Here is a 24,501-nt window from a genome sequence, read left to right as displayed (position 1 = left end):
ATTTAGCCCTTTTTATAGCTTATAAAAATTAATCGATTAATTCATCTTCTTGCTCGGAAGTTTTAATTTGTTCTTTTAAAAACTGAGCTGCTTTGGAGTATTCAATCTCTAGCTGATCCCTTAAACCAATGAGCTCATCAACGGTTAGCTCATCCGCTTTACATTTATCTTCAAACGTAGTTGTTAGATCCGCAACCATTTCTGCTCCAATGGTTTTTGAGATTGATTTTAGCTGATGGCAACTTCCAATTATTTCATTTAAATCATTCATCATAACGCCTGAGTTGATTGACTTGATCAAACTTTGACTTTGATCTAAATACATTTTGAAAAAGCGTATTTGCTTAGCTTTATCACCATTTATGTATTTTTCGACGGCTTCCATGTCTATTGGCAATGCTATATTTTGATGAATAATCTCATTTTTACTTTGGTTTTGTTTGTCACTCCAACGGCTTAGTGTGTCTTCCAGCGCATTTAGTTCTATTGGTTTAGTGATGAAATCGTTGATGCCAACGGCTAAACAGCGTTCTTTTTCGCCTTTTAAAGCATTCGCTGTAACGGCAATAATATAAGGTTGTGCGTCTATTGCTTCTAGTAATTCAGCCTCGCCTCTAATTTTTTCGACCATATCGTAACCAGACATTTTAGGCATATGTAAATCTGTTAAAATAAGTGAGTAGTTACTTTTACGCCACATATTAAGGCCTTCTTCACCATCATTAGCAACCTCAACGCCGTATCCCAATATGTGCAATTGATCAGTTAAAACTTGCTGGTTAAGTAAGTTATCTTCAACAAGCAGTATTAATTTATTCGCTTGACGTGCTTGTTCAACGTTTAGCTGGCTCTTAAGTGTTTTAGTTTTTTTGATTTTTTTCGGTTTATGTAGACCCGCTGCCACAAGCACAGAGAGCATAAAGTTTGACTTACATAACGGTGATGCATTGATGTAAAAAATATTGTTGTGGTTAATCGCTGCTTCGTCTAGCTTACTTAGCACGACGACTTGTTGGTTATTGTCCTCTAAAGAGTAAAGTAGGCGTCTTAATAAAGCATTAATACTATCCATATTATCAATACCATCAACGACCCAAATTACATCTCTAACATCGAGTTGGGTTTCAATGTCTTGCTCGTTATGTGCATAGGTTATTTTAGCGCCCATAAATGACAAATAGCGATACATAATCTTTTCACGTTCTAAATGGTTACTTACTACAACAATGTGTTTTCCATCTAAAGCATTTTTATGAGCATATTGAATTTTACCTTTAATACTAAATGGCAATTCAACCGTAAATTCGCTTCCAATACCAATATGGCTAGTTACATGTATTGTGCCAAGCATTAACTCAGTTAAGCTTTTGCAAATTGAAAGGCCTAGGCCTGTGCCACCATACTCTCTGGTAATTGAGTTTTCAGCTTGGATGAAAGGATTAAATATTTCCCGTAACTGAGACTGGGTCATGCCTTTACCGTTATCGGTTACACAAAAACGTAGAGTAAAGTGATCGGCAGTATTATGGGCAACTTCAACAGATATTTTTACATGGCCCTGTGTTTTGTCGTCAGTACTGGTAAATTTAATCGCGTTGCTACATAAATTATAAAGTACTTGGCGCACTCTAACTGTATCGCCCATCAAATTAATTGGAATATCAGGTGCTATAGATAACTCTAAATCAAGCTCACGCTTTTTAGCGACTGAAGACAGTACACGAGAGACTTCTTCAATAGTATCGGTTACTGAAAAGGGAATGGGATCGATGTTTAATCGGCCCGCTTCAATTTTTGAAAAGTCTAAAATATCGTCTAAAATACTCAATAATGAAAAAGCGGATTCGCGAATAATGGTGCTCAAACGATGTTGCGCACCATCAAGTTCTGTTTGTCTTAATAAGTCAATTGTTCCAATAACACCGTTCATAGGCGTTCTTATTTCGTGACTCATGGTTGCTAAGAAGGTTGTTTTAGTCTCACTGGCACGTTCAGCTTTTAATGAAGCTTGTTCTAGTGCAATTGTACGGTTATGAACTTCTGTATCTAAACCATTTTGAAGTTTTTTTAGTTCTACCTGTGCATCATTGTTACTAGTAATAGCTGTTTGCATTTTTTGCAAAAGCAAATTAATATTTTTTGCGATCTCACCAAGCCCAATATCTAATTGCTCATTTACACTACGATTGTAATTACCAGTGTCGGTTATGGTGTGTAATTCATTGCTCAGCAAAGTAATACTTTTACTTACACGGTTGTTAACATGTCGATTAAAGAGCAGTGCTAATAGAAAAAGCGTTATAACACTGGCAAAAGCTATAACATAAGTAATTATTTGAGAATCTAATGTGCTTAATGCAGAGCCCGATACGTCTTGCTTAATGATCAATTCACCAATTGGCTGCCCGTTAAGCATTAATACATGGTGTAAAATATTGTCTTCAATTAAATGTTTATTGAGCTGAATAGGAAGCGGTGCTGGTTTTACGCTACTGTAAACCAGTTCCGTTTGCGACGAAGCACTAAAGCGATACAGAGTATATTGAAAGTTATTATCAAGTAACGACGTTAAATCTAATAGTTGCTTTACTTTTCCTTGGCCAGACATGGTTAGTGCATCTACCATAGGTAAATCTAGTCTTGTTGCAAGTTTATTAATATCAATAGAAGATACGACTTCTTCAGTATGGTTTTTATTAGACGGATAAAAAGAATAAGCAACAATAGCGAGTGTTGTGACCACAATATTGATGATTAAAAAAAGAGGCAATAAGCCCTTGACCGGAGAGGAAAATTTGTTCTGCATTACTTGTTCCCATTGGTATGTTTAATACGATAAGCCCTTATCGTGTTTATCTTGGTAATCGTAACAGTTACAAAAAATAATTCACTACGTGTTTAGTCTGGTTTAAATGTATTTATAGTTTGTTTTAATGCTTAGCAGTAGTAAAAATAAGCGTTATTGATAAAAAATAGACAGAGTTGGCTGAAAACCGTTCAAACAGTTATTAAAGTAGAAAAAAAAGTTGACTTGTAAGGGCAAAACTCGTTTAATACGCCGCACGCCCAGATAGCCCTGTCAGTAGAGCTAAGTGGGAATTGAATTAAAAGTCCTTTAAGATTTTTAATTAGCACTGTTTAAGTGCCTCGATAGCTCAGTTGGTAGAGCAGAGGATTGAAAATCCTCGTGTCCCTGGTTCGATTCCGGGTCGAGGCACCATTTATTTAAGTAGTGGTGTTTAATCAACAGTTTAAACATTATTACGCGTGCCTTAGCACACAGTTTTGTGTGCCGACTTAGCTCAGCTGGTAGAGCAACTGACTTGTAATCAGTAGGTCAACCGTTCGACTCGGTTAGTCGGCACCATTTATTTAAAGTAGTTTGAAAAGAAAAACTGTAATCAGTAGTCTGTTCAAATTACCCGTCGACTCGGTTAGTCGGCACCATTTATAAAATTAATTGTAAAATTACAATTAATTAGCACAGTTTATGTGCCTCGATAGCTCAGTTGGTAGAGCAGAGGATTGAAAATCCTCGTGTCCCTGGTTCGATTCCGGGTCGAGGCACCATTATTAAAGTTATCAATCTTTAAAATTGATAAAGTGCCTTAGCACACAGTTTTGTGTGCCGACTTAGCTCAGCTGGTAGAGCAACTGACTTGTAATCAGTAGGTCAACCGTTCGACTCGGTTAGTCGGCACCATTTATTTAAAGTAGTTTGAAAAGAGAAACTGTAATCAGTAGTCTGTTCAAATTACCCGTCGACTAGGTTAGTAGGCACCATTTATAAAATTAATTGTAAATTACAATTAATTAGCACAGTTTATGTGCCTCGATAGCTCAGTTGGTAGAGCAGAGGATTGAAAATCCTCGTGTCCCTGGTTCGATTCCGGGTCGAGGCACCATTTATTAAAAAACCTGCTTATGCAGGGTTTTTTATTTTAGTGCTTCATAAGTTATCAATCTTTAAAATTGAAAGTGCCTTAGCACACAGTTTTGTGTGCCGACTTAGCTCAGCTGGTAGAGCAACTGACTTGTAATCAGTAGGTCAACCGTTCGACTCGGTTAGTCGGCACCATTTATTTAAAAGCCTCGCGTATTGCGGGGCTTTTTTATTTTAAATTTTAGAATTAAAAGCCTATGGTTGATAGTAAAGCAGCTGACTTGTGATCAGTAAGCTGTATAAGTTACCCGTTCGACTCGGTTAGTCGGCACCATTTATTTAAAAGCCTCGCGTATTGCGGGGCTTTTTTGTTTTAAATTTTAGAATTAAAAGCCTATGGTTGATAGTAAAGCAGCTGACTTGTGATCAGTAAGCTGTATAAGTTACCCGTTCGACTCGATTAGTCGGCACCATTTATTTAAAAGCCTCGCGTATTGCGAGGCTTTTTTGTTTTAAATTTTAGAATTAAAGGTCTATGGTTGATAGGAAAGCAGCTGACGTGTGATCAGTAAGCTGTATAAGTTACCCGTTCGACTCGGTTAGTCGGCACCATTTATTTAAAAGCCTCGCATAATGCGGGGCTTTTTTGTTTTTGATTTCAACGTTAGAAGTCCTCGCGTTTTCAGGACGGGACATATATCTAGCTCTCTTTTAAACCCTTCATCGATTGATGTTTTATTTCTAGTTAAAAACTGCTGATCATTTACTCATTTTTACCGTACAACTTACCTACGTGTTCATTCATCGCTAGCTATGTAATGTTATGTAAAGTAGGTTGAGCAAAATTTGCCAAAGTGCTTGAATTACGTTCATAAATAGCAGTAATTCAGGTTTAATTATGATTTGGCAATGCAAGCCAACCCTATTGGCAATGAGTGTGATGCTGCTCTGTGGTTGTGCGAGTAATTTAAACTCAGCGCAGCGCGTGCAAGCGCCAACTAATGTGCCACAGCAATGGCAACAAAAAGCATCAAGCTCGGTATTAAAAGTACAAGAGCAATGGCTTACACAATTACAAAACCCTACGCTTGATAAATTTGTACAAAAAGCACTTCAAAATAATCAGCAGCTTTTGCAAATGAGTTACGATGTAGAAATTAAAAAGCAGCAGCTTATTGTATCGGGTGCTGCACTTTTGCCCAGCCTTGATTTATCAACTCGTACGAATCGCAGTAAAAATAATCGTCCTGTAAGTTACAATAACGCAAGCTCAGTAGGTTTAAATTTAACCTACGAGGTGGATTTATGGGGGAAGCTTTCTGATTCAAAACGCCAAGCTAACCTAACTTATTTAGCCCAACAAGCGCGTTTCGAGCAAGCTAAACAACAACTAGTTGCGGATGTAGTAACTAGTTGGTTTGATGTAGTTACAGCTCAGCAATTACTTGATTTATTTAAGCGCCGAGAAGCCAATGCACAACAAAATCTCGATATTATTGAATCCGGTTATCGCCAAGGTATAAATGAAGCACTTGATGTGTATTTAGCTCGCAATGAGCTTAATAACGAACGCTCTCGAATTGCGACTCAGACGGCTAGTTTATCGGCTTCAGCAAGGGTACTTGAACGCTTATTAGGTGAATATCCAAAAGGGGTGATTATAACTAGCAGTGACTTGCCGGTTATTAATACCGATATTTCACTGGGCTTACCCTCTGAACTTATAACGCGAAAACCTACACTGAGAGCAAGTTGGTATGAACTTTTAGCAACTGACGCCTCCTTGGCGTATGCACACAAGCAGCGCTTTCCTAGCTTAAACTTAACAGCTAGCTTAAGTGATAGTACCAATAGGGTAAGTGACTTGTTTTCTCCATCTAGCCTTGCATGGTCGCTACTTGGTAGTATTTCAGCACCAATTTTTGAAGGTGGACGCTTAAAAGCCAACGAAGAAATAGCGCGTTTTAATACTCAAAAGCAAGAGCAACTTTATTTGCAAACACTTTACGATGCGTTTGGCGATGTAGAGAACGCAATTTCACAGCAGCAATCTCTTAGTGCACAGTATACAAGCACACTAAAAGCACAAGAAAATGCACTTGCGGCAGAGCAATTATCATTTGAGCAGTATCAAAGTGGCTTAGTAACTTACACCACAGTGCTGGATGCACAGGGACGCTCTTTTGATGCGCAAAGCTCTTTAATCGACATTAAAAACCAATTAATAACTAACAGAATTAACTTACACATTGCCCTTGGTGGTGATTTTGCAAAGCCCTCAAGTGGACTAAAGAGCAATAACGATGAAAACTAAAACAGCAAAAATTATTATTCCTGCCGCAGTTATTATTGCTGCCGTTTCTATTGTATTTTTTATTAAGGGTAATCCGCCAGAGGCAAGGCGTTTTGGTTCTCCTCCTAAGGCATCAATAAGTGTCGCGGCACTTGAGCTTAAACCGCAAAGTTATCAAATTATGATAGACAGTTACGGTACGGTAAAGCCACGAACACAAAGTTTATTGGTTGCTCAGGCATCAGGGCAAATAATCGATGTAAGTGATGACTTTAGAGAAGGCGGATTTTTTGAAAAAGGAGACGTACTTTTAAAGTTAGACGATAGAGATCATCAAGCTGAAGTTAAATCGGCACAAGCTAATTTATTAACCGCAGAGCAGGGTTTGTTAGAAGAAAAAGCACGCGGTCAACAAGCGATTACCGATTGGAAGCGTCTAGGTGGGGAAAAACAGGCAAGCAGCTTGGTGTTACGTGAGCCTCAACTAGCCGCAGCAGAAGCTGAAGTGTTGTCAGCGCAAGCAACACTTGAAAAAGCAATGCTTGATTTAGAACGAACTAAAGTAACAGCACCATACGCTGGACGTATATTAAGTCGCAATGTTGATTTAGGACAGGTCGTTAGTAACAACACGCAACTTGCCACTATTTACGCGATAGATAGTGTAGAAATTCGTTTACCGATTAAAAATAAAGATCTCTCGTTTGTAAATTTACCAGAGCAATATCGCGATGGTGCTAAAAACCAAGCTGGCTCAATTGTGCAATTCACATCAGACTTAGTTGGCGAGCAAACTTGGCAGGGGCAGTTAGCGCGTACCGAAGGTGCAATTGATGAAAATGCGCAGCAGCTTTACGTCGTTGCTAAAATTAATGACCCATATAAAGCAACAGCTAGTAACCAGTACCCAATAAAAATAGGGCAATATATAAAGGCGCAAATTACAGGTAAAACAGTGCCTAACGCACTTATTATTCCTAACAGCACAATTTACCAAGGCACATACGTTTACATTGTTGAAGAGGGCGTGCTTAAGCGCAAAGACATTACACTTGCTTGGCAAAATGCCACACAAGCGATGATAAAAACTGGCTTACAAGCGAGTGATAAGCTTGTTATTACACCACTTGGACAGGTGAGTTCAGGAACTCGAGTGAATATTTTAGGTCAGCAAAGCGCAGAGCAACCTAAAAACGAAGCTAATCGACAAGGTAAAGGAAAGCGCCTATCACCGCAGCAGCTTGAACAAAAAGCAAAAGAGTTAGGTATTAGTGTCGAAGATCTAAAACAACGTCGTGCAGCAAAACAAGGAGATAAGCCATGATCGCTTGGTTTACTAAAAACCATGTTGCTGCCAACTTATTGCTAGTGACACTGTTGCTATCAGGACTTTTTAGTTTATCAAGCAAAATTCCGCTTGAGGTCTTCCCTTCATTCGAAACCGATATGATAAGCGTACGCGTTAGTTTACGTGGAGCAACACCTGAGGATGTAGAGCAAGGTGTAACTATTCGAATAGAAGAAGCAGTACAAGATTTAGAAGGCATTAAGCAAATATTTAGCCGCTCCTCGGAAGGCTCTGGCTCGGTAACATTAGAGGTTGAGAGTGGTTACGATCCTCGTGAGCTTTTAGCTGATATAAAAAGCCGTGTAGATGCAATTAATACTTTTCCAGGAGATGCTGAAAAGCCAATAGTTGCGCTTGCTGAGCGAAAACGTGAAGTAATTGCAGTGACGGTATCAAGTGACTACGGTGAAAAAGAAACCCGTGAATATGCTGAGCAAGTAAGGGATCAATTACTGCGTTTACCTAATGTAACACAGGTTGAATTAAGCGGTGTACGAGACTACGAGTTGGCTATTGAAGTAAGCCAAGACATTCTTCGTCAATACGATTTAAGCCTTGCACAAATATCTAGTGCAGTTGCTAACTCAAGCGCTGATATTTCTGCCGGTAACTTAAAAACAGAAGGTGGCGACGTACTCATAAGCTCTAAAGGGCAAGCCTACCGCAAAGATGAATTTGCTAATATTGTTGTTAAAAACCAAGCCGATGGCACTATTATTCGCTTAGGCGATATAGCAATAATTAATGATGATTTTGAAGAAACACCAGTACGAACGCGTTTTAACGGTAAGCAAGCTGCGTTTATAGACGTGTATAGAATTGGCCCACAAAGCGCGATAACGGTTGCTGACGATGTTAAAAATTATATAAAAGAGCAGCAAAGTTCACTCCCTCAAGGGTTTGAGCTAAGTTATTGGGATGATGATTCAGAGCTCGTTAAAAGCCGTATTTCTACTCTGACTACCAATGCCTTACAAGGCGGTATTTTAGTACTTGCGTTACTGACTCTATTTTTACGCCCTGCGATTGCATTTTGGGTTTTTATTGGTATTCCAGTTTCCTTTATGGGCGCGTTTATAGCCATGCCTATTTTTGGCGTTACCCTTAACATTATGAGCTTATTTGGCTTTATTCTAGTGCTCGGAATTGTGGTCGATGACGCTATAGTTACTGGTGAAAACGTTTATACCCATTTAAAAACGGCTGAGTCGGGCGAGCAAGCGGCAATTTTAGGCACTCAAGAAGTCGCAACGCCAGTAACCTTTGGTGTATTAACTACAGTCGCTGCATTTTTACCTTTGGCCTTTATTGAAGGAGCCCGTGGTGCTTTGTTTGCACAAATACCTGTTGTGGTCATTCCGGTACTCTTATTCTCGCTAATTGAATCTAAGTTTGTATTACCAGCGCATTTAAAATACATAAAACTGCGCCATCAAAAAGGTGAGCCGTCAAAGTTTGATGTTATTCAACAGCGTTTTGCAGATGGATTTGAAAACGCGATTTTAAAATACTACCAACCTATATTAAACACAGCCCTGCGTCATAAGCTGGCAACAGTAAGTTTGTTTATCGGTGTGTTTTTTATCATCTTAACCATGATCACCAGTGGATGGACTAAGTTTGTATTTTTTCCGCGTATACCAAGTGAAACCGTGCGCGTTAATTTAACACTACCCACAGGTACACCGTTTGAAGTAACCAATAAATATGTAATAGATATGTCGCAAAAAGCGCAGCAATTACAACAAAAATACCGGGATCCAAATACAGGTGAAAGTGTTATTTTAAATATACTTGCAACAACGGGGGGTCGTGGTGGTGTATCAAATTCTGGTTCTGTACGTTTTGAAATAACCCCTGCTGAAAAGCGTGATTCAGACATTGGTTCGCGGGAACTTGCAAGCGAATGGCGCGATTTAATCGGTGTAATACCAGGTGCCGAAAGTTTAACGTTTAGAGCCGAAATTGGTCGCAGCTCAGACCCAATCGATGTTCAGCTTAGCGGCACTTCGTTGACTATTTTACAAGATGTGGCTGATCATATTAAAGCCCGTTTAGCAACATACCCTACGGTATTTGATATTGCTGATAGCATGTCTGATGGTAAAGAAGAGCTGCAAATTGAGCTTACTCAGCAAGGTCTGGCACTGGGCTTAAATAGAGTCAATGTAGCTGGGCAAGTACGTAACTCGTTTTTTGGCTCGCAAGTACAACGTATTCAACGCGGACGTGATGATGTACGTGTAATGGTGCGCCTACCTATAGATGAACGCCGCTCGGTAGCTGATTTACAAAACATACTAATAAATACACCTAATGGGGGCTCTGTACCACTATCTCATGTGGCAACACTGACTGCAGGGCAAAGTCCGTCGACTATTAATCGAATCGATCGTTACCGTACTTTAAATGTAACAGCGGATATTGAAAAAAGTAACACGAATATGACTATACTTCAGGCTGATTTAGCACAATATCTTGATGAGCTGATGCAGCAATATCCAGGGGTAGACTACAAGCTAGAAGGAGAAGCTAAAGAGCAAAGAGAATCATTTGGCTCACTGGCTTGGGCATTAGTATTTGTATTTTTTATTATTTATGCGCTATTAGCTATTCCGTTTAAATCGTACTTACAGCCAATTATTGTTATGAGTGTAATTCCATTTGGTATGATTGGCGCTGTGGTTGGGCATTGGATCATGGGCATGGATTTAACCATTATGAGCTTATTGGGTATGCTTGCGTTAATTGGCGTCGTCGTGAATGACTCCCTAGTACTCGTTGACTTTATCAATAAAAAACGCAGTGAAGGCGGTGAGTTATTGGAGGCTGTAAAATTAGCCGGAGCATCTCGTTTTCGTCCTGTAATGCTAACGAGCTTAACAACTTTTATCGGCCTAATGCCGTTATTGTTTGAAAAGGCGACACAAGCGCAGTTTTTAATCCCTATGGCGGTGAGCTTAGGTTTTGGGATTATTTTTGCAACCTTTATTACTTTATTGTTAGTCCCCGTAAACTACATGCTGATGGAACGTTTTCAAGGTTGGTTTAAATAATACAAAATGACTATTAAAGCTGTGGGAAGCTAATTGCCTGCAGCTTTTTTGTTTTTAGCTGTGCAAAACTAACTGCTTTATTTAAAGAGTAAAGATATAAACGTGGGTATTAGAATAAAGTGTGGACTTACGCATTAAATGGACTTCGATAATGGTGTTCCCCAAGATACGGTACTTGGTTTCAGTCCTGAAACCAGAAGGTTTCAGGGCGGGAATCTGCGGTTTACCGTAGGCTTCTCGGTACATGCCGAGCTTGCACAATAGTATACGAACAGAAACCCTAGTATAAAATTTATCGGCTCAGGGACTTAACCAAGCTCCAGTATCCCAGGGAACAATTTAAGTATATAAGACATAACCCAATCCTTAAACCCTAAACGTAAAAAATTAAACTGTTCGTTTAGTTTTTCCGCATCTTTAACTCATCATTTACTTTATCGCATGCTTTTTGAGCTTGATCATACAATTTATTGGAGTTGCTTTTTATCGAGTGGTAGCATTGCTTTAACTTGCAAAGCGAAGACGCGATTATGAACGATTTACCAGATTACGAAAAAGCCCAGCTGCTTTTAGAAAAAAATGAAATATTTGTATCACCCGCTGAAGCCCACGGCGTTATTAGTGGTTTACTAGCGTGCGGTTTAACCATTGACGACAAAGAATACTTAGGCCTTTTGAGCGATGTATTTAACGATGGTGAATCGTTTAGTAACGATTTAAAGCAGTTTTTTGGCACTATTTATAAGCAAGTAGTCGCGAGCTTTAATGATGACGAATTTCAGTTTGATTTATTTTTACCAAGTGACGACGAAACACTCATCGATCAGGCTAATGGCCTCGTATCATGGGTAGCTGGTTTTATGCTTGGTTTTGGTTTAAAGCAAAAAGACTACGGTAAGCTATCGAGCGATGTTAAAGAAGTGATTACTGACTTTAGCGAAATTACCCGTCTAGATACCACTTTCGAAGAAACCGAAGAAGACAGCCAAGCACTGCACGAAGTGATTGAATATGTACGTGTATCAGCGCTACTTTGCTTTGCAGAGCTTGGTAAAGAACAAAACACGCAAAGCACTAAAAAAACACTTCATTAACGTTTAAAAAAGTAAAACGGGTTGATTAATAATGGTTGAAGTACAAAAGTCAGAATTTAAAGCACGCCGCGAGCATCTACTTGCGCAAATGGATAAAAACAGTGTTGCGATTATTCCCGCTGCCAGTGAAGTGACGCGCAGCCGTGATACCGAATATGCATTTAGGCAAGACAGCGACTTTTTTTACTTAACCGGCTTTAATGAACCCGATGCTGTACTTGTACTGTGTAACAACAGCGATACACCCAGTACGCTATTTTGCCTTAATAAAGATAAGCTTGCTGAAATCTGGCATGGGCGTCGTATCGGCTTCGATAAAGCCAAAAGTGAATATTTATTCGACGAAACTTACGCATTAAGTGAGCTAAGTGAACAATTATTGAATTTGGTGAACGGCCAACAGATTTTATTTTACGCACAAGGCACGTATCCGACTTTTGACGGTAAAGTATTTTCGTTGTTAAACAGGCTGCGCAGTGCACCTAAAAAAGGCTACAAAGCACCAGATACAATTAAAGATGTACGTAGCCTTATTCACGAAATGCGTTTGTTTAAATCGCCAAGCGAAATAGAAATTATGCGCGAAGGCTGCGAAATTAGTGCGCGAGGACATATGCGTGCCATGCGTTATTCGCATGTGGGGGCGACTGAATTTCAGCTAGAAGCAGAGCTTCATCATCATTATGCAATGAACGGCGCACCGCACCCAGCTTACGGTACGATTGTTGGTAGTGGTGACAATGCTAATATTTTGCATTACACACAAAATAGCGATGTGCTAAAAAATGGCGACCTAGTACTTATCGACTCAGGTTGTGAGTTACAAGGTTATGCAGCAGATATAACCCGTACGTTTCCAATAAATGGTAAATTTAGTGAAGAGCAAGCGGCGCTTTATAATGTTGTACTTAAAGCACAAGACGTTGCTTTTGGTGAAGTAAAACCGGGCGGTTATTTGTCACATGCTAATAAACTAGCAATGGAAGTAATGACGCAAGGTTTGCTCGATTTAGGTATTTTAACTGGCGACTTTGACGAGCTAATGGCAAAAGGAGCGTGTAAAGAATATTACATGCACGGGCTAGGGCATTGGCTGGGGCTTGATGTCCATGATGTTGGCGATTATAAGCAAGATAATGTTGAGCGTGCATTTGAGCCGGGTATGGTACTTACTATAGAGCCTGGGCTTTATATAAGTGAAGATTCAAACGCCCCGCAAAAATACAAAGGCATTGGTATCCGCATTGAAGATAACTTACTAGTTACCGAAAACGGTCATGAAAATCTGACCCTAAGCGTGCCTAAAACAATTAGCGATATAGAAGCACTCATGCAAAGTGCTAAAAACGTATAAAGCTCGGAGAATATTGTGGCTAAGCAGTTTGATGTAGTTGTTATTGGCGGTGGTTTAGCAGGAGCGAGCTGCGCGTTAAGTGTGGCTAAAACTAACCCCGCTTTAAGTATTGCTGTTGTGGAAGCTAATCAAGTAACTGGCGAATATCATCCAAGCTTTGACGACAGAAGCATTGCACTTGCTCAGCAATCGGTAGAGTACCTACAAAGCCTCAATTTATTTGAGCAAAACGCGCCTTACACTGCAGCAATAAAAAAAGTGAGCGTGTCTGATCGGGGGCACTTTGGCAAAGCGCACATTAATTGCGATGAGTTTGCTAAGGCTTCACTTGGTTACGTGGTAGAAGTTAATCCATTTGGCCGAGCGCTTCACCTGCGTTTAACGCAGTCAAACATTGCGCTTTACTGCCCCGATAGCGTAACTGCCATTGAGCAAACATTGCATAGCAATACACTCACCCTACAAAGCGGCGAGCAATTAAGTGCAACGTTATTAGTTATTGCTGATGGCGCACAATCACCAACACGTAACTTACTCGGGCTTGCTTTTAATACTCAGCCTTATGAGCAAGGCGCAATTATTGCCAACCTAGAAGTAGCTGATGGGCATAATAATCATGCTTTTGAACGCTTTACACAAAATGGCCCGATGGCGTTATTGCCCATGAGTAATAATCGTTATTCGTTAGTCTGGTGTATGTGCCAAGAAAAGATTGAACAGCACATGGCACTTAGTGAGGAAAACTTTTTAAGTGCCTTGCAAGGTGCGTTTGGTTATCGCGGCGGGCAATTTACAAAAGTAGGCATGCGCGCAAGTTATCCGCTCGTTTATGGGCAAGTAGAATCCTTAATTGCTCACCGCACTGTGGTAATTGGTAATGCTGCACATGCAATTCATCCTATTGCAGGGCAGGGTTTTAATTTAGGCCTTCGCGACGTACAAGTACTGAGTGACTTAATAGCAAATAGCCAGCACGATTTAGGCTGCTATGCGTTTACCCGTGAATACTCACAAAGACGTCGCGATGATATTAAAACCGTAATGACTTTAACCGATGCACTGGTTAGGCTTTTTTCAAACTCATCGCGAGTGTTTGCATTTGGGCGCAGCATTGGGTTGTTTTCGATGGATTTATTTCCCGCATTAAAAGCGCCATTAGCTAAACAGTTAATGGGGCAAGTTAAACAAGGTAGGCGTTTATGAAACAAGCACAGGTTTGTATTGTAGGTGGTGGCTGCGTAGGGCTAACATTGGCACTTGGATTGACAAAAGCTAATATTAGCGTGGTTGTGCTAGATGGTGCGCCAACTCAAGCACTACCTTGTGACGAATATGGTTTGCGTGTAAGTGCGCTAAGCATTGCGAGTCAAACCTTGCTTGAACAATTAAACGTATGGCCCGAAATTATCGCACAGCGAGCGTGCGCTTATACGCATATGGACGTACGTGATGCCGACAGCTTTGGCAAAATAGCATTTAATAACGAACAACTTGAGCTTGAACATTTAGGTCATATTGTTGAAAACGACATTATCCGCTACGCGCTTATAAAAGAGTTAGAGCAACAAAGTAGTGCCACACTAATGTTTGATACACAGTATCAGCAAATACATCAAAGCGAATCTGATGTATTTATAACGCTTAAAAGCGGGGAGCCAATTATTGCAAAACTGCTGGTGGCCGCTGATGGTGCAAACTCAGCTATTCGTAAACAATTTAATATGGCGCTGAGCTTTAAAGATTACGACCATCATGCACTTGTGGCGACTGTAAAAACCAAAGAGCCACATGCAAATACCGCCCGCCAAGTATTCTTACCAACCGGGCCACTGGCATTTTTACCGTTAAGCGATGCCAACACGCATTCCATAGTGTGGTCTACCAGCCCAAATCATTGCGATGAACTGCTTGCAATGGACGATAACAGCTTTAATAAAGCGGTAATGGCTGCAATAGATGGTCAATACGGGCTGTGTGAAGTGCAAAGTAAGCGCGCTGCTTTCCCACTTAAAATGCGCTACGCCCAGCAATGGGTTTCAGGCAAAGTGGTACTCATTGGCGATGCTGCACACACGATTCACCCATTAGCAGGGCTTGGTATGAACCTAGGCCTAAAAGATGCCGCTTATTTAATTGAGCTTTTAACAAGTAATAATAAAGAATTTGCTAGCACGCGCACACTTCGCGATTACGAGCGTACCCGTAAGCTCGATGCACAAAAGCATATAGCTATGATGCAAGGGCTAAAAGAGCTATTTGAAGGTGCAAACCCGTTTAAAAAGCTTATTCGTGGAGTAGGGCTATCGTTAGTTGATAATCTTGGGCCAATCAAGCACCTGTTCGCTAAAGAAGCAATAGGGAAATAAAGTAGGTTGAGTTGAGTAAAATAAAATCTCACGAAAAAAGCTGTTAGTTATTCGCTTTCAATAAAACCCGAGGTTTAATTTAAACATCTGGTTTTTGTTTTAAAGTGATTTTTTAATACATTAAAAGCTGCGCTTTTCACGCGAGCAAGCTCGGCGTCTACAAGAAATATTACACTCTGTGCCTAACTTTTACTGTAGGCGTATAGCTTGCTAGCGCGGCGAGCGAAGCTTGTAATAATTACCTTTACAAACTTATCTATTAAAGCGTTAAAAACCTACTTGCTTAATTATCCGACTAAGCGTAAAATGCGCGCTCATTTCGGCTTTTAAACTATTAATTCCTTGCCTTAAACCGACCGGCCGAAACGGTAGAAGGCTCTATTAACCGTAAGGAATATCCATGCGTCATTACGAAATCGTATTCATGGTTCACCCAGATCAGAGTGAGCAAGTTGCTGGTATGATCGAACGTTATACTGGTTCTATCACTGAAGCAAATGGTGTTATTCACCGTCTTGAAGATTGGGGCCGTCGTCAATTGGCTTACCCAATTAACAAGCTTCATAAAGCTCATTATGTTCTTATGAACGTTGAAGCACCTACTGAAGTAATCAGCGAGCTAGAAACTACTTTCCGCTACAACGATGCAGTGCTTCGTAACTTAGTTATCCGCACTAAAACTGCTGTAACTGAAGCGTCTCCTCTTGCAAGAGAAGAGAAGAAAGAAGCACCAGCTGCTTAATTGTTTTGAGTCCTAGCATGGCGTTTAACTGGCGGTAAATATAAATGGTTAGCCCTTTTATGAATCAGCTGGTTATATCTGGGGTAGTTTGTAAAACTCCCAAGTTTAGCCAAAGCCCTGCTGGCATCCCGCATTGTATTTTTGTTGTAGAACATAAATCAATGCAAACCGAAGCAGACCTTAACCGTAATAGTTACGTGAGGCTTCAGGTAGTTGCCAGTGGAAAGCAAATGCAACAACAGACTCAACATTTGCACGTTGGGCAGGCATTGCAAGTGAGTGGTTTTTTAAATCGCCACGAAGGTCGTAACGGCCTTAGCCAATTGGTTTTGCATGCTCAGCATATAGAAAGAATTATTTGAGGAATTAATCTCATGGCACGTTATTTCAGACGTCGTAAGTTCTGCCGCTTTAAAGCGGAAGGCGTACAACAAATCGATTACAAAGATCTAGCTACTCTTAGAAACTATGTTACAGAAAGTGGCAAAATCGTACCTAGCCGTATTACAGGTACTAGCGCTAAATTTCAGCGCCAGCTAGCAACTGCTATTAAGCGTGCTCGCTACTTAGCCCTTCTTCCATACACTGACTTACATAAGTAAGCAGCGGATTAACAGTTTTTAAAAGGTGTAGAAACATGCAAGTTATTCTACTAGATAAGATCGCTAACCTAGGTAGCCTAGGTGAACAGGTTGTAGTTAAATCTGGTTTCGCACGTAACTTCCTTTTCCCTCAAGGTAAGGCAGTTCCTGCGACTAAAGCTAACATTGAAACGTTTGACGCTCGTCGCGCAGAACTTGAAGCGAAAATCGCTGACCAGTTAGTTGCTGCACAAGCACGCGCTGAAAAACTAGAAGCATTAGCAGAAGTTACATTAGTATCTAAAGCTGGTGACGAAGGTAAGTTATTCGGTTCAATCGGTACTCGTGACATCGCTGACGCTATCTCAGCTGTTGGTGTTGAAGTTGCTAAGTCAGAAGTTCGTTTGCCTCTAGGTACTATCCGTGAGACTGGTGAATTTGACGTATCAATTTCAGTTCACTCAGACGTAACGGCTACTATCAAAGTAATCGTAATCGCTGAAGCTTAATTTTCAATTAAGCGACAAAAGCCGTGCTATTAGCGCGGCTTTTTTGTGTCCGTAATTTAGCAAACTTTAGTTATTAGTTAAGGAGACAGTTAAATAAAATCTTTTATAAACCTCATTTTGCTGCATTTATTTTTTCATTTCATCTAAACCTTTTCTAACTGTCATTACGTCTAACTTATCAATACACTTAAATAGCAACTCAACAATAATAATTAAAAGGCTAGATCAAGGATGCTACACGTTAAACCCGAACAAGCGCCATTGTGCGAAGCTGCATTAATTGAGCGAGTTAAGTCGGGCGACCAGAGCGCATACAAAGCGTTATATGAGCTGCATATAAAACGTGTTTACGGTTTATGTTTGCGTTTATTGGCCGATGAAGCACATGCTGAAGATGCAGCCCAAGAAGTTTTTGTGCATGTATGGTACAAAATAGCGCAGTTTGATGGGCGATCGCAGTTTTCTACTTGGCTTTACAGTGTTGCCAGTAACGTGGCGATTAGTTATGTACGCAAGCAAAAAAACTGGTTACAAAAAGTAGTAAGTATTGAGCACAGCGGTATGGATGAGCAGTCGGCTAACGACTGCAAAGGCTTAAATGGTCTCGATAAGTTAATAGTAAGGCTTCCTGAGCGCGCACGCATGGTATTTGTGTTGTTTGCAATTGAAGGTTATAGGCACGAAGAAATAGCCGAACAATTAGGCATGGCCGTTGGTTCAAGTAAATCGCAATATCATCGAGCTAGGCAGTTATTACAAGAGTGGTATGAAAATGAATAAACCAAATTTTGACGACTATTTAAACAAGTCATTAAACACCCTTGATAAAAATATCGCGCCTCGCAAAAACTTGTGGACGGGGATTGAGCGAGCGATTGTTGATAACAAGTCTATACAAAAAAATACTAGAGTTTGGCCAAAGCTAACTGCAATAGCTGCATGTTCGATTGCTGGGTTAATAGCACTAAACATGTTTGTTATAAACTCAGAGCGACAGCCAGTCATGGTGATGAGTGATTACTTTACACAGCAAAAGCAAAGCTTACTTGTGCAATATAAAAACCAAGAGGCACTAACCACCAATTGGCAGGCGCAATTGCAAGAACTAGAAGAGGCAGAGCAGGCAATAAAGGAAGCGCTTAAAAATGAACCACAAAATCGAGCGCTACTAACAATGTTAGCGCAAATATATCAACAACAACTTAGTTTAATTAACAAAGTGCATGCACCACATTGGCAGCATATTTAGGAGAACAACATGAAAGCGATTTTATTAGGATTGAGCTTATTACCACTTGTAGCATTTGCCGGTGAAAAAATAGATAAGCAAATGGAGGTGCCAAATAAAGGTCTTATTTTTATTGAAAACCAACGTGGTGATATAAGTATAACTGGTTGGGATAAAAACGAATTTAAAGTATCTGGCGTGCTTGATGATAAAGCACAGGGGTATGAGCTTAAAACGAGTGGCAACAAAACTCAGTTTATTGTAAAAATGCCGCATACAACAAGTTGGGATAACAATGACGGTGGTTCAAAACTGACTATTTTTATGCCGAAAAGCAGCGCGCTTGAGTTTGCAGGTGTGAATGTATCTGTCACTGCAAAAGAGCTACACAACGGCACTGAGGTCGATGTAGTTAATGGCGAAATAACAGCAAGCGATTTAGCCGGTAACATTAAACTCACTAGTGTTAATGGTGATGTAAACGCACAAAACCTCAGTGGTAATATTCAATTTGAAACTGTAAATGGCGAAATTAATGATAAACAGTCAAGCGGGGAATTACGTTTTAGCGCTGTAAATGGCGATATTAAATCAAACTCAATTGCAACTGATGTACGTCTTGAAAACGTAAATGGTGATATAAAATTTACTCTATCGAGTATTAAAAATTTACGTATTAATACCGTAAATGGTGAAGCTGAAGTGCGCATTAAAGAGCTTTTAAAAGGGGGCGATGTTCGTTTTGAATCGGTAAGTGGCGACGCGGAATTTTTCTTTCCTGCTGATGTATCGGCTAAGTTTGAAATTGAAGCTCATGCCAATGGCAAAATAATAAATGAGCTCAGCGGTGATAAAGTTCAAAAAGCTAAATATGGGCCTGCTAGCGATTTAGAATTTAGCATTAATGGTGGTAATGCTAACGTTGAAATGGATACGATTAGCGGACGAATCGAACTTAGAAAGAAATAACACTTATTCCCTTCTAGATTACAAAAAGCAGGAAAAGATTTCCTGCTTTTCTATTTGCACAGCCTCTGCAAGTCGATAGAATAGAGCCATTCAATTTTAGTACCGTGAAGTTATGGCCAAACCAGATAAGCAAGTCGACACTCTTAAAGTTCCTCCCCATTCAATAGAAGCTGAACAATCTGTTTTAGGTGGCCTAATGCTTGATAATCAAGCTTTTGATCGCGTAGCTGAGCTTGTTGTATCACAGGATTTTTATACCCGCACGCATAAGTTAATTTTTGAGGCGATGACGGCGCTTGCTGAGATTGGCGATCCAATCGATTTAATCACTATTTCTGAAAGTTTAGAAAAAAATAATAAATTGGCAGGCATTGGTGGTTTTGCTTACTTAGCCGAAATTGCTAAAAACACGCCAAGTGCTGCGAATATTGACGCCTACGCGAGCATTGTACGTGAGCGTGCTGTTGTACGTGAAATGATTGGCGTGGCGAACGAGATCGCAGAGGCGGGTTTTAATACAGAAGGGCGTACTAGTCACGATTTACTTGATTTTGCTGAAAGCAAAGTATTCAAAATAGCTGAACAACGTACAAAAAGTACGGAAGGCCCACAAAGTATTCATAACATCCTTGAAAAAACCGTTGATAAAATAGAAGAGCTTTATCAATCTCCACAGGATGGTGTTACGGGAGTCAGTACTGGGTATGCCGATCTTGATAAAATGACGACGGGCTTACAGCCATCCGATTTAATTATTGTTGCAGCGCGTCCTTCAATGGGTAAAACCACTTTTGCGATGAACCTTGCGGAACATGCCGCGATGACTCAAGACAAACCAGTACTAATTTACTCGCTAGAGATGCCGTCAGAACAAATTATGATGAGGATGTTAGCGTCTCTTGGCCGTATTAACCAAACTAAAGTGCGTACAGGTCAATTAGATGATGACGATTGGGCGCGACTTTCATCAACCATGGGTTTGTTGATGGAAAAAGGCAAAATGTATGTTGATGATGCGTCGGGCTTAACACCTACCGATGTACGTTCACGTGCAAGGCGTATCGCCCGCGACCACGGCGGCATTAGTATGATCATGGTCGATTACTTGCAGCTAATGCGTGTACCAAGCCTTGCTGATAACCGAACGCTTGAAATTGCAGAAATTTCGCGTTCACTTAAAGCATTAGCAAAAGAGCTAAAATGTCCGGTTGTCGCGCTTTCGCAGCTTAACCGAACGCTTGAGCAACGTGCCGATAAACGCCCAATTAACTCAGATTTACGTGAGTCAGGGTCAATAGAGCAAGATGCCGATTTAATTATGTTTATTTACCGTGACGAAGTTTATAACGAAGATAGTACCGACAAAGGTATTGCTGAAATTATCATAGGTAAACAACGTAATGGGCCAATTGGTAAAGTGCGTTTAACATTCCAAGGTCAATTTTCTCGCTTTGATAACTATGCGGGACCAGCGGTAGATGACGATTACTAATGCGCTTAGCCACTGCTGAAATTAATTTAGCTGCACTTGCGCATAATTTAGCGCAAGTTAAGTGTTTTGCACCTAACAGCAAAGTGATGGCGGTGCTAAAAGCAAACGCTTACGGGCATGGTTTAGTAACGATTGCGCAGCATTTAAATAATGCTGATGCATTTGCTGTGGCGCGGATAGATGAAGCGTTAGCTCTGCGAGCTGGGGGCTTAACAAAACCAATAGTTTTACTAGAAGGCTTTTTTAACAAAGCCGATTTACCTATTTTGCTCGCCAACAACTTTCAAACTATTATTCACGATGAATACCAATTAGCCGCGCTTGAAAAAGCAAAGCTTGATGCACCAATAACATGCTGGTTAAAAGTAAATACAGGTATGCATCGATTAGGTATTGCGCCAGAGCAATTTGATGAATTTTATAGCCGTCTTCAAAAAACACCTAATGCTAAAAATACGGTTAATTTAATGACTCACTTTTCGTGTGCTGATGATGTTGATAATGCGAAAACGGTTCAACAAATCACCTCGTTTGATAATTTAGTGAATGGCATTGACCAAGCGCATTGTTTATCAAACTCTGCCGGTATTATTGCATGGCCAAGCGGCCATGGTGATTGGGTACGTCCTGGGCTTATGCTGTATGGCGTATCGCCAATGGCAAATAGTATTGGTGCACAACATAAATTAAAACCAGTTATGCGCTTAACTACGCGTGTAATTGCCGTGCGCAATGTACCAGCCAATGAAGCAGTAGGGTATGGTGGGCGTTGGAAAAGCGATAAACCAACTAAGTTAGCCGTTGTTGCTATGGGCTATGGTGATGGTTATCCACGGCATGCTAAAGAGGGCACGCCAGTTATAATAGGTAAGCAACGTTATGGCATTGTGGGAAGTGTAGCTATGGACATGATTAGCGTAGATATAGGTGCTAATGAGCACAATATTAAAGTAGGCGACAGAGTCACTATGTGGGGCCCAGAGCTACCGGTAGAAGAAATAGCAATGTGCGCTGATACTATCCCTTACGAGCTATTATGTAATATTACACCGCGCGTAAGCTATGAGTATCAGCGTTAATACAGCTAACTAAGTTAGTTGTATTACGATATTTACTCTTTTATAAAGTAAATATCGCTAAAGCCCATGCGGGCAAATTCCTGGTCGCGAAAGTTACGCACAGAAGCAGACCCTTTTGAGGTCATTTCTATTTGCTGTACCATGCTCAAGTAACTAGTCAGATCAATACCTTCGGCAGCAGCAATTGCTTCATACATGTCATGGTATTTATCTTTAGCGAAATTAATTTCGCGCGGTTCGTTTTTAAATTTATAGGTTATTCTACGTGCCATATTAAGCTCATTTCAATTGAGTGTTACAGCGATTTTACACTGTATTTAATAACGGCTCTAGCATTGAATGACGTATTGTAATCGGTAATAATACCAATTTTATTAAAAACATGATCATTCTAGCGAATTAAATAACTCACTAACGACGTTAAAAATTATTTATATAGAACAACTATGTATCATAATTTTAGCCTTGTTATTGTGCTATTTTCTTATCGCTATAATAGACCACTAATTTAATGCAATTGGTAATTAAAATAAAGAGTCAAAAATGAAATTATCAGTAGAGATCAGCAAATACCCACTCCATCAAGATTACATTCCGTTTATTAAAGGCTTTATTGACCGATTAAACGAATATGATGATTTAAAAGTGATCACAAATACACTCTCGACTCAAGTTTTTGGTGATTACGATTTAGTAATGCAAGTACTTAGCACCGAAATTAAGCGCTCGTATGAAGAGTTTGGTAAAGCTATTTTTGTATGCAAGTTTCTTTCTGGCGATTTATCGCCTGAATAATTTATAACAAATGGCACAATTAAACGGTAACTGCACACTATGGATTTTTTAACACAAACCTTGAGTGGTTTTACAGCAATGTCGCACTGGGAATATATTGCGGTAGGGCTATCGATAGCCTATTTACTACTGGCAATAAAAGAAAGCCTGTGGTGCTGGCCAGCTGCATTTTTTAGCACACTTATTTATACTATTATGTACTGGAATGGCGCGCTATTAATGGAGTCGCTACTTAATTTTTACTATATGTACATGGCTGTATTTGGCTGGATTGTGTGGCGAAGAGGCAAAGCCGAAAATCTAAATATTACATCATGGTCGATAAATCGCCATGCTGTTCTAATTAGCTCAACAACCGTGGCCGCAATTGTAATTGGCTACATAATGCAAAACTATACTCATGCCGACTTTGCCTATCTTGATAGTTTTACAACGTGTTTTGCAGTAGTTACTACTTACTTAGTGGCTAAAAAAGTGCTAGAAAACTGGCTGTACTGGATTGTAATTGATGCCGCTTCTATGTACTTGTATTATGAAAAAGGCTATTACCCAACACTTGCGCTCTTTATATTCTATACCATTATGGCTGCATGGGGCTTTAAGACTTGGTATGAAGAGTATGAGCAGAGCCAAGCAAAGCCTTTAGCACAGCTTTAATCAATGATTGAGCATCATCAGTTAGTAAAAATGTGTAGTGCGTTTATAGAGCCTGCAAGCGTTATTTCAAGTGAGCGATTGCTGAATGGCTTTAGCAACGATAATTTTTTAATACGTACCAAGCAACAAGGGTATTTATTAAAGTGTTATAAAAGCCATTGGCCAGCCATAGGGCTTGAAGCACAGCGTTTTTTAAGTGAGTTTAATATATGCCCTGCACCTCTTTGGCTCGATAAGGCAAACCAGTGCGCTGCGTTTGATTACATAGAAGGTGATACAGCTCAATCACGTACGAGTGTTGCGCATAGTTTAATTAATAAACTAGCTCAAGTTCATGCCTATTGCGTTAAAACCCCGCTAATGAATATAGCCCAAGAGTTACTTTTTTATCAACGCAGTACGATTTACAAACAATATCAATCGCAAATAGAAAAGACGCTTAAGGTAATTTCTGACATGCCGTTTAATGAAGGGTTTTGTCATAATGATTTAGTTAAAGAGAATATCATTGTTAGTGCTTCTGGCATGTATTTAATTGATTTTGAATACGCAAAAACTAACGATGTATATTTCGATCTGGCATCACTTGCCATTAGTTTTAATTTAAGTGAGCAGAATGAACGTGTGTTATTAGCTGATTACGAAAATTGCACCGTGAGGAAAAATAAATTCACTCAATCAATCGATAAACTTAATTGCTATAAGTTATTGTATTTAGTGTTGTGCATAGGATGGTATGAGCAGCGCGCTACAAAAAACAAGTCGGTTGAGTTACGCGCGCAGCTAAATAAAATAACAACACTTATGGTGTTTTAAAGACCGCCAAAACGTGCTGCTAATTCTTTATACTTCGCAACTTCGTTTGCGTCAAATTGCGGTTCACCGTCTTCATCTTGTGATTTAGCAATTAATAAACTTTCTCGAGTAAGGCGTTTTACTCGCTCTACTTTTACACCTAAAAACTCTGCAACTTGCTCAGTTGACATTAAACTCATAATTACTTCCTCGTCTTAATTTTAGAACCTAGTTGTATATCATAGTGAATTTGTTACTAA

Annotated in this window: 22 protein-coding genes, 7 tRNA genes and 1 other RNA gene; 26 read left to right on the top strand and 4 right to left on the bottom strand. The window is 39.9% G+C overall.

Features of this window, described 5'->3' with window-relative positions; translation table 11 throughout:
* Positions 1-28 precede the first annotated feature (28 nt).
* A complete protein-coding gene (locus ACJJVZ_RS17015) occupies positions 29-2,806 on the bottom strand; it encodes an ATP-binding protein (RefSeq protein WP_405602142.1) in 2,778 nt (925 codons plus the stop codon).
* Positions 2,807-3,144: 338 nt separating this feature from the next.
* Here ACJJVZ_RS17015 and ACJJVZ_RS17010 point away from each other — a divergent pair.
* The 10 genes from ACJJVZ_RS17010 to ACJJVZ_RS16965 all read left to right on the top strand — a co-directional run bounded on the left by ACJJVZ_RS17010 (position 3,145) and on the right by ACJJVZ_RS16965 (position 10,580).
* A tRNA-Phe gene (locus ACJJVZ_RS17010) sits at positions 3,145-3,220 on the top strand.
* A gap of 71 nt (positions 3,221-3,291) precedes the next feature.
* A tRNA-Thr gene (locus tag ACJJVZ_RS17005) sits at positions 3,292-3,367 on the top strand.
* A gap of 127 nt (positions 3,368-3,494) precedes the next feature.
* A tRNA-Phe gene (locus ACJJVZ_RS17000) sits at positions 3,495-3,570 on the top strand.
* A gap of 57 nt (positions 3,571-3,627) precedes the next feature.
* A tRNA-Thr gene (locus ACJJVZ_RS16995) sits at positions 3,628-3,703 on the top strand.
* A 126-nt stretch (positions 3,704-3,829) separates the two neighbouring features.
* Positions 3,830-3,905, top strand: a tRNA-Phe gene (locus tag ACJJVZ_RS16990).
* 97 nt (positions 3,906-4,002) lie between these two features.
* Positions 4,003-4,078, top strand: a tRNA-Thr gene (locus ACJJVZ_RS16985).
* Between the two features lie 58 nt (positions 4,079-4,136).
* Positions 4,137-4,217: transfer RNA gene (locus ACJJVZ_RS16980), tRNA-Thr, on the top strand.
* A 564-nt stretch (positions 4,218-4,781) separates the two neighbouring features.
* Complete coding sequence (locus ACJJVZ_RS16975; RefSeq protein WP_405602140.1) at positions 4,782-6,197, top strand: TolC family protein; 1,416 nt, start codon at positions 4,782-4,784, stop codon at positions 6,195-6,197.
* Positions 6,187-7,500: an efflux RND transporter periplasmic adaptor subunit gene (locus ACJJVZ_RS16970; protein ID WP_138585469.1), complete on the top strand. Its 1,314-nt coding sequence runs from the start codon at positions 6,187-6,189 to the stop codon at positions 7,498-7,500. The genes ACJJVZ_RS16975 and ACJJVZ_RS16970 overlap by 11 nt, the downstream gene beginning before the upstream one ends.
* Positions 7,497-10,580 carry an efflux RND transporter permease subunit gene (locus ACJJVZ_RS16965; RefSeq protein WP_405602136.1) on the top strand — a complete coding sequence of 1,028 codons (3,084 nt, stop codon included), beginning with the start codon at positions 7,497-7,499 and terminating at the stop codon, positions 10,578-10,580. The genes ACJJVZ_RS16970 and ACJJVZ_RS16965 overlap by 4 nt, the downstream gene beginning before the upstream one ends.
* A gap of 154 nt (positions 10,581-10,734) precedes the next feature.
* Here ACJJVZ_RS16965 and ssrS read toward each other — a convergent pair.
* A non-coding RNA gene (ssrS, locus tag ACJJVZ_RS16960) (6S RNA) lies at positions 10,735-10,917 on the bottom strand.
* A gap of 193 nt (positions 10,918-11,110) precedes the next feature.
* Here ssrS and ACJJVZ_RS16955 point away from each other — a divergent pair.
* From ACJJVZ_RS16955 to alr, 13 genes are all read left to right on the top strand, one after another.
* Positions 11,111-11,674, top strand: coding sequence for a UPF0149 family protein (locus ACJJVZ_RS16955; protein WP_007378383.1), 564 nt, complete (start codon positions 11,111-11,113; stop codon positions 11,672-11,674).
* Positions 11,675-11,705: 31 nt separating this feature from the next.
* Complete coding sequence (gene pepP, locus ACJJVZ_RS16950) at positions 11,706-13,028, top strand: Xaa-Pro aminopeptidase (RefSeq protein WP_193154757.1); 1,323 nt, start codon at positions 11,706-11,708, stop codon at positions 13,026-13,028.
* A gap of 15 nt (positions 13,029-13,043) precedes the next feature.
* Positions 13,044-14,231 (top strand): 2-octaprenyl-6-methoxyphenyl hydroxylase, encoded by a 1,188-nt coding sequence (gene ubiH, locus ACJJVZ_RS16945; protein ID WP_405602133.1) that lies wholly within the window; start codon positions 13,044-13,046, stop codon positions 14,229-14,231.
* Entirely contained in the window at positions 14,228-15,394 is a 1,167-nt protein-coding gene (locus ACJJVZ_RS16940; protein WP_182703385.1) for an FAD-dependent monooxygenase, read from the top strand. Before ubiH ends, ACJJVZ_RS16940 begins: the two co-directional genes overlap by 4 nt.
* A 400-nt stretch (positions 15,395-15,794) precedes the next feature.
* A complete protein-coding gene (rpsF, locus tag ACJJVZ_RS16935) occupies positions 15,795-16,136 on the top strand; it encodes a 30S ribosomal protein S6 (RefSeq protein ID WP_077537049.1) in 342 nt (113 codons plus the stop codon).
* Positions 16,137-16,180: 44 nt separating this feature from the next.
* Positions 16,181-16,498, top strand: coding sequence for a primosomal replication protein N (priB, locus tag ACJJVZ_RS16930; RefSeq protein WP_033015549.1), 318 nt, complete (start codon positions 16,181-16,183; stop codon positions 16,496-16,498).
* Between the two features lie 12 nt (positions 16,499-16,510).
* Positions 16,511-16,738 carry a 30S ribosomal protein S18 gene (rpsR, locus tag ACJJVZ_RS16925; protein ID WP_006793721.1) on the top strand — a complete coding sequence of 76 codons (228 nt, stop codon included), beginning with the start codon at positions 16,511-16,513 and terminating at the stop codon, positions 16,736-16,738.
* 35 nt (positions 16,739-16,773) lie between these two features.
* Entirely contained in the window at positions 16,774-17,226 is a 453-nt protein-coding gene (rplI, locus tag ACJJVZ_RS16920; RefSeq protein ID WP_193154751.1) for a 50S ribosomal protein L9, read from the top strand.
* Between the two features lie 231 nt (positions 17,227-17,457).
* A complete protein-coding gene (locus ACJJVZ_RS16915) occupies positions 17,458-18,006 on the top strand; it encodes an RNA polymerase sigma factor (RefSeq protein WP_193154749.1) in 549 nt (182 codons plus the stop codon).
* Positions 17,993-18,475: a hypothetical protein gene (locus ACJJVZ_RS16910; RefSeq protein ID WP_405602127.1), complete on the top strand. Its 483-nt coding sequence runs from the start codon at positions 17,993-17,995 to the stop codon at positions 18,473-18,475. The genes ACJJVZ_RS16915 and ACJJVZ_RS16910 overlap by 14 nt, the downstream gene beginning before the upstream one ends.
* A gap of 9 nt (positions 18,476-18,484) precedes the next feature.
* Positions 18,485-19,423 carry a DUF4097 family beta strand repeat-containing protein gene (locus tag ACJJVZ_RS16905; RefSeq protein ID WP_138585461.1) on the top strand — a complete coding sequence of 313 codons (939 nt, stop codon included), beginning with the start codon at positions 18,485-18,487 and terminating at the stop codon, positions 19,421-19,423.
* Positions 19,424-19,535: 112 nt separating this feature from the next.
* Positions 19,536-20,915, top strand: a complete 1,380-nt coding sequence (gene dnaB / locus ACJJVZ_RS16900) for a replicative DNA helicase (protein WP_077537054.1) — start codon at positions 19,536-19,538, stop codon at positions 20,913-20,915.
* The gene (gene alr / locus ACJJVZ_RS16895) at positions 20,915-21,994 is read left to right on the top strand and encodes an alanine racemase (protein ID WP_138585460.1); all 1,080 of its coding nucleotides are present in this window, start codon (positions 20,915-20,917) and stop codon (positions 21,992-21,994) included. Before dnaB ends, alr begins: the two co-directional genes overlap by 1 nt.
* 32 nt (positions 21,995-22,026) lie before the next feature.
* Here alr and ACJJVZ_RS16890 read toward each other — a convergent pair whose 3' ends face one another.
* Positions 22,027-22,266 carry a DUF2960 domain-containing protein gene (locus ACJJVZ_RS16890; RefSeq protein ID WP_077537056.1) on the bottom strand — a complete coding sequence of 80 codons (240 nt, stop codon included), beginning with the start codon at positions 22,264-22,266 and terminating at the stop codon, positions 22,027-22,029.
* Between the two features lie 271 nt (positions 22,267-22,537).
* Here ACJJVZ_RS16890 and ACJJVZ_RS16885 point away from each other — a divergent pair, with 271 nt between their 5' ends.
* Genes ACJJVZ_RS16885 through ACJJVZ_RS16875 form a run of 3 tightly spaced genes read left to right on the top strand, consistent with a single transcriptional unit; the run spans position 22,538 to position 24,262 of the window.
* Positions 22,538-22,789, top strand: a complete 252-nt coding sequence (locus tag ACJJVZ_RS16885; RefSeq protein WP_138585459.1) for a hypothetical protein — start codon at positions 22,538-22,540, stop codon at positions 22,787-22,789.
* 39 nt (positions 22,790-22,828) lie between these two features.
* Positions 22,829-23,446 (top strand): nicotinamide riboside transporter PnuC, encoded by a 618-nt coding sequence (gene pnuC / locus ACJJVZ_RS16880; RefSeq protein ID WP_138585458.1) that lies wholly within the window; start codon positions 22,829-22,831, stop codon positions 23,444-23,446.
* 3 nt (positions 23,447-23,449) lie between these two features.
* The gene (locus tag ACJJVZ_RS16875; protein ID WP_405602122.1) at positions 23,450-24,262 is read left to right on the top strand and encodes a phosphotransferase; all 813 of its coding nucleotides are present in this window, start codon (positions 23,450-23,452) and stop codon (positions 24,260-24,262) included.
* Here ACJJVZ_RS16875 and ACJJVZ_RS16870 read toward each other — a convergent pair.
* A complete protein-coding gene (locus tag ACJJVZ_RS16870) occupies positions 24,259-24,441 on the bottom strand; it encodes a helix-turn-helix domain-containing protein (protein ID WP_077537060.1) in 183 nt (60 codons plus the stop codon). The genes ACJJVZ_RS16875 and ACJJVZ_RS16870 overlap by 4 nt on opposite strands.
* Positions 24,442-24,501 lie beyond the last annotated feature (60 nt).

The sequence above is a fragment of the Pseudoalteromonas sp. Ld19 genome (assembly GCF_045064135.1).
Lineage (GTDB): Bacteria > Pseudomonadota > Gammaproteobacteria > Enterobacterales > Alteromonadaceae > Pseudoalteromonas > Pseudoalteromonas aliena.
This window is presented reverse-complemented; position numbering and strand designations above follow the sequence as displayed.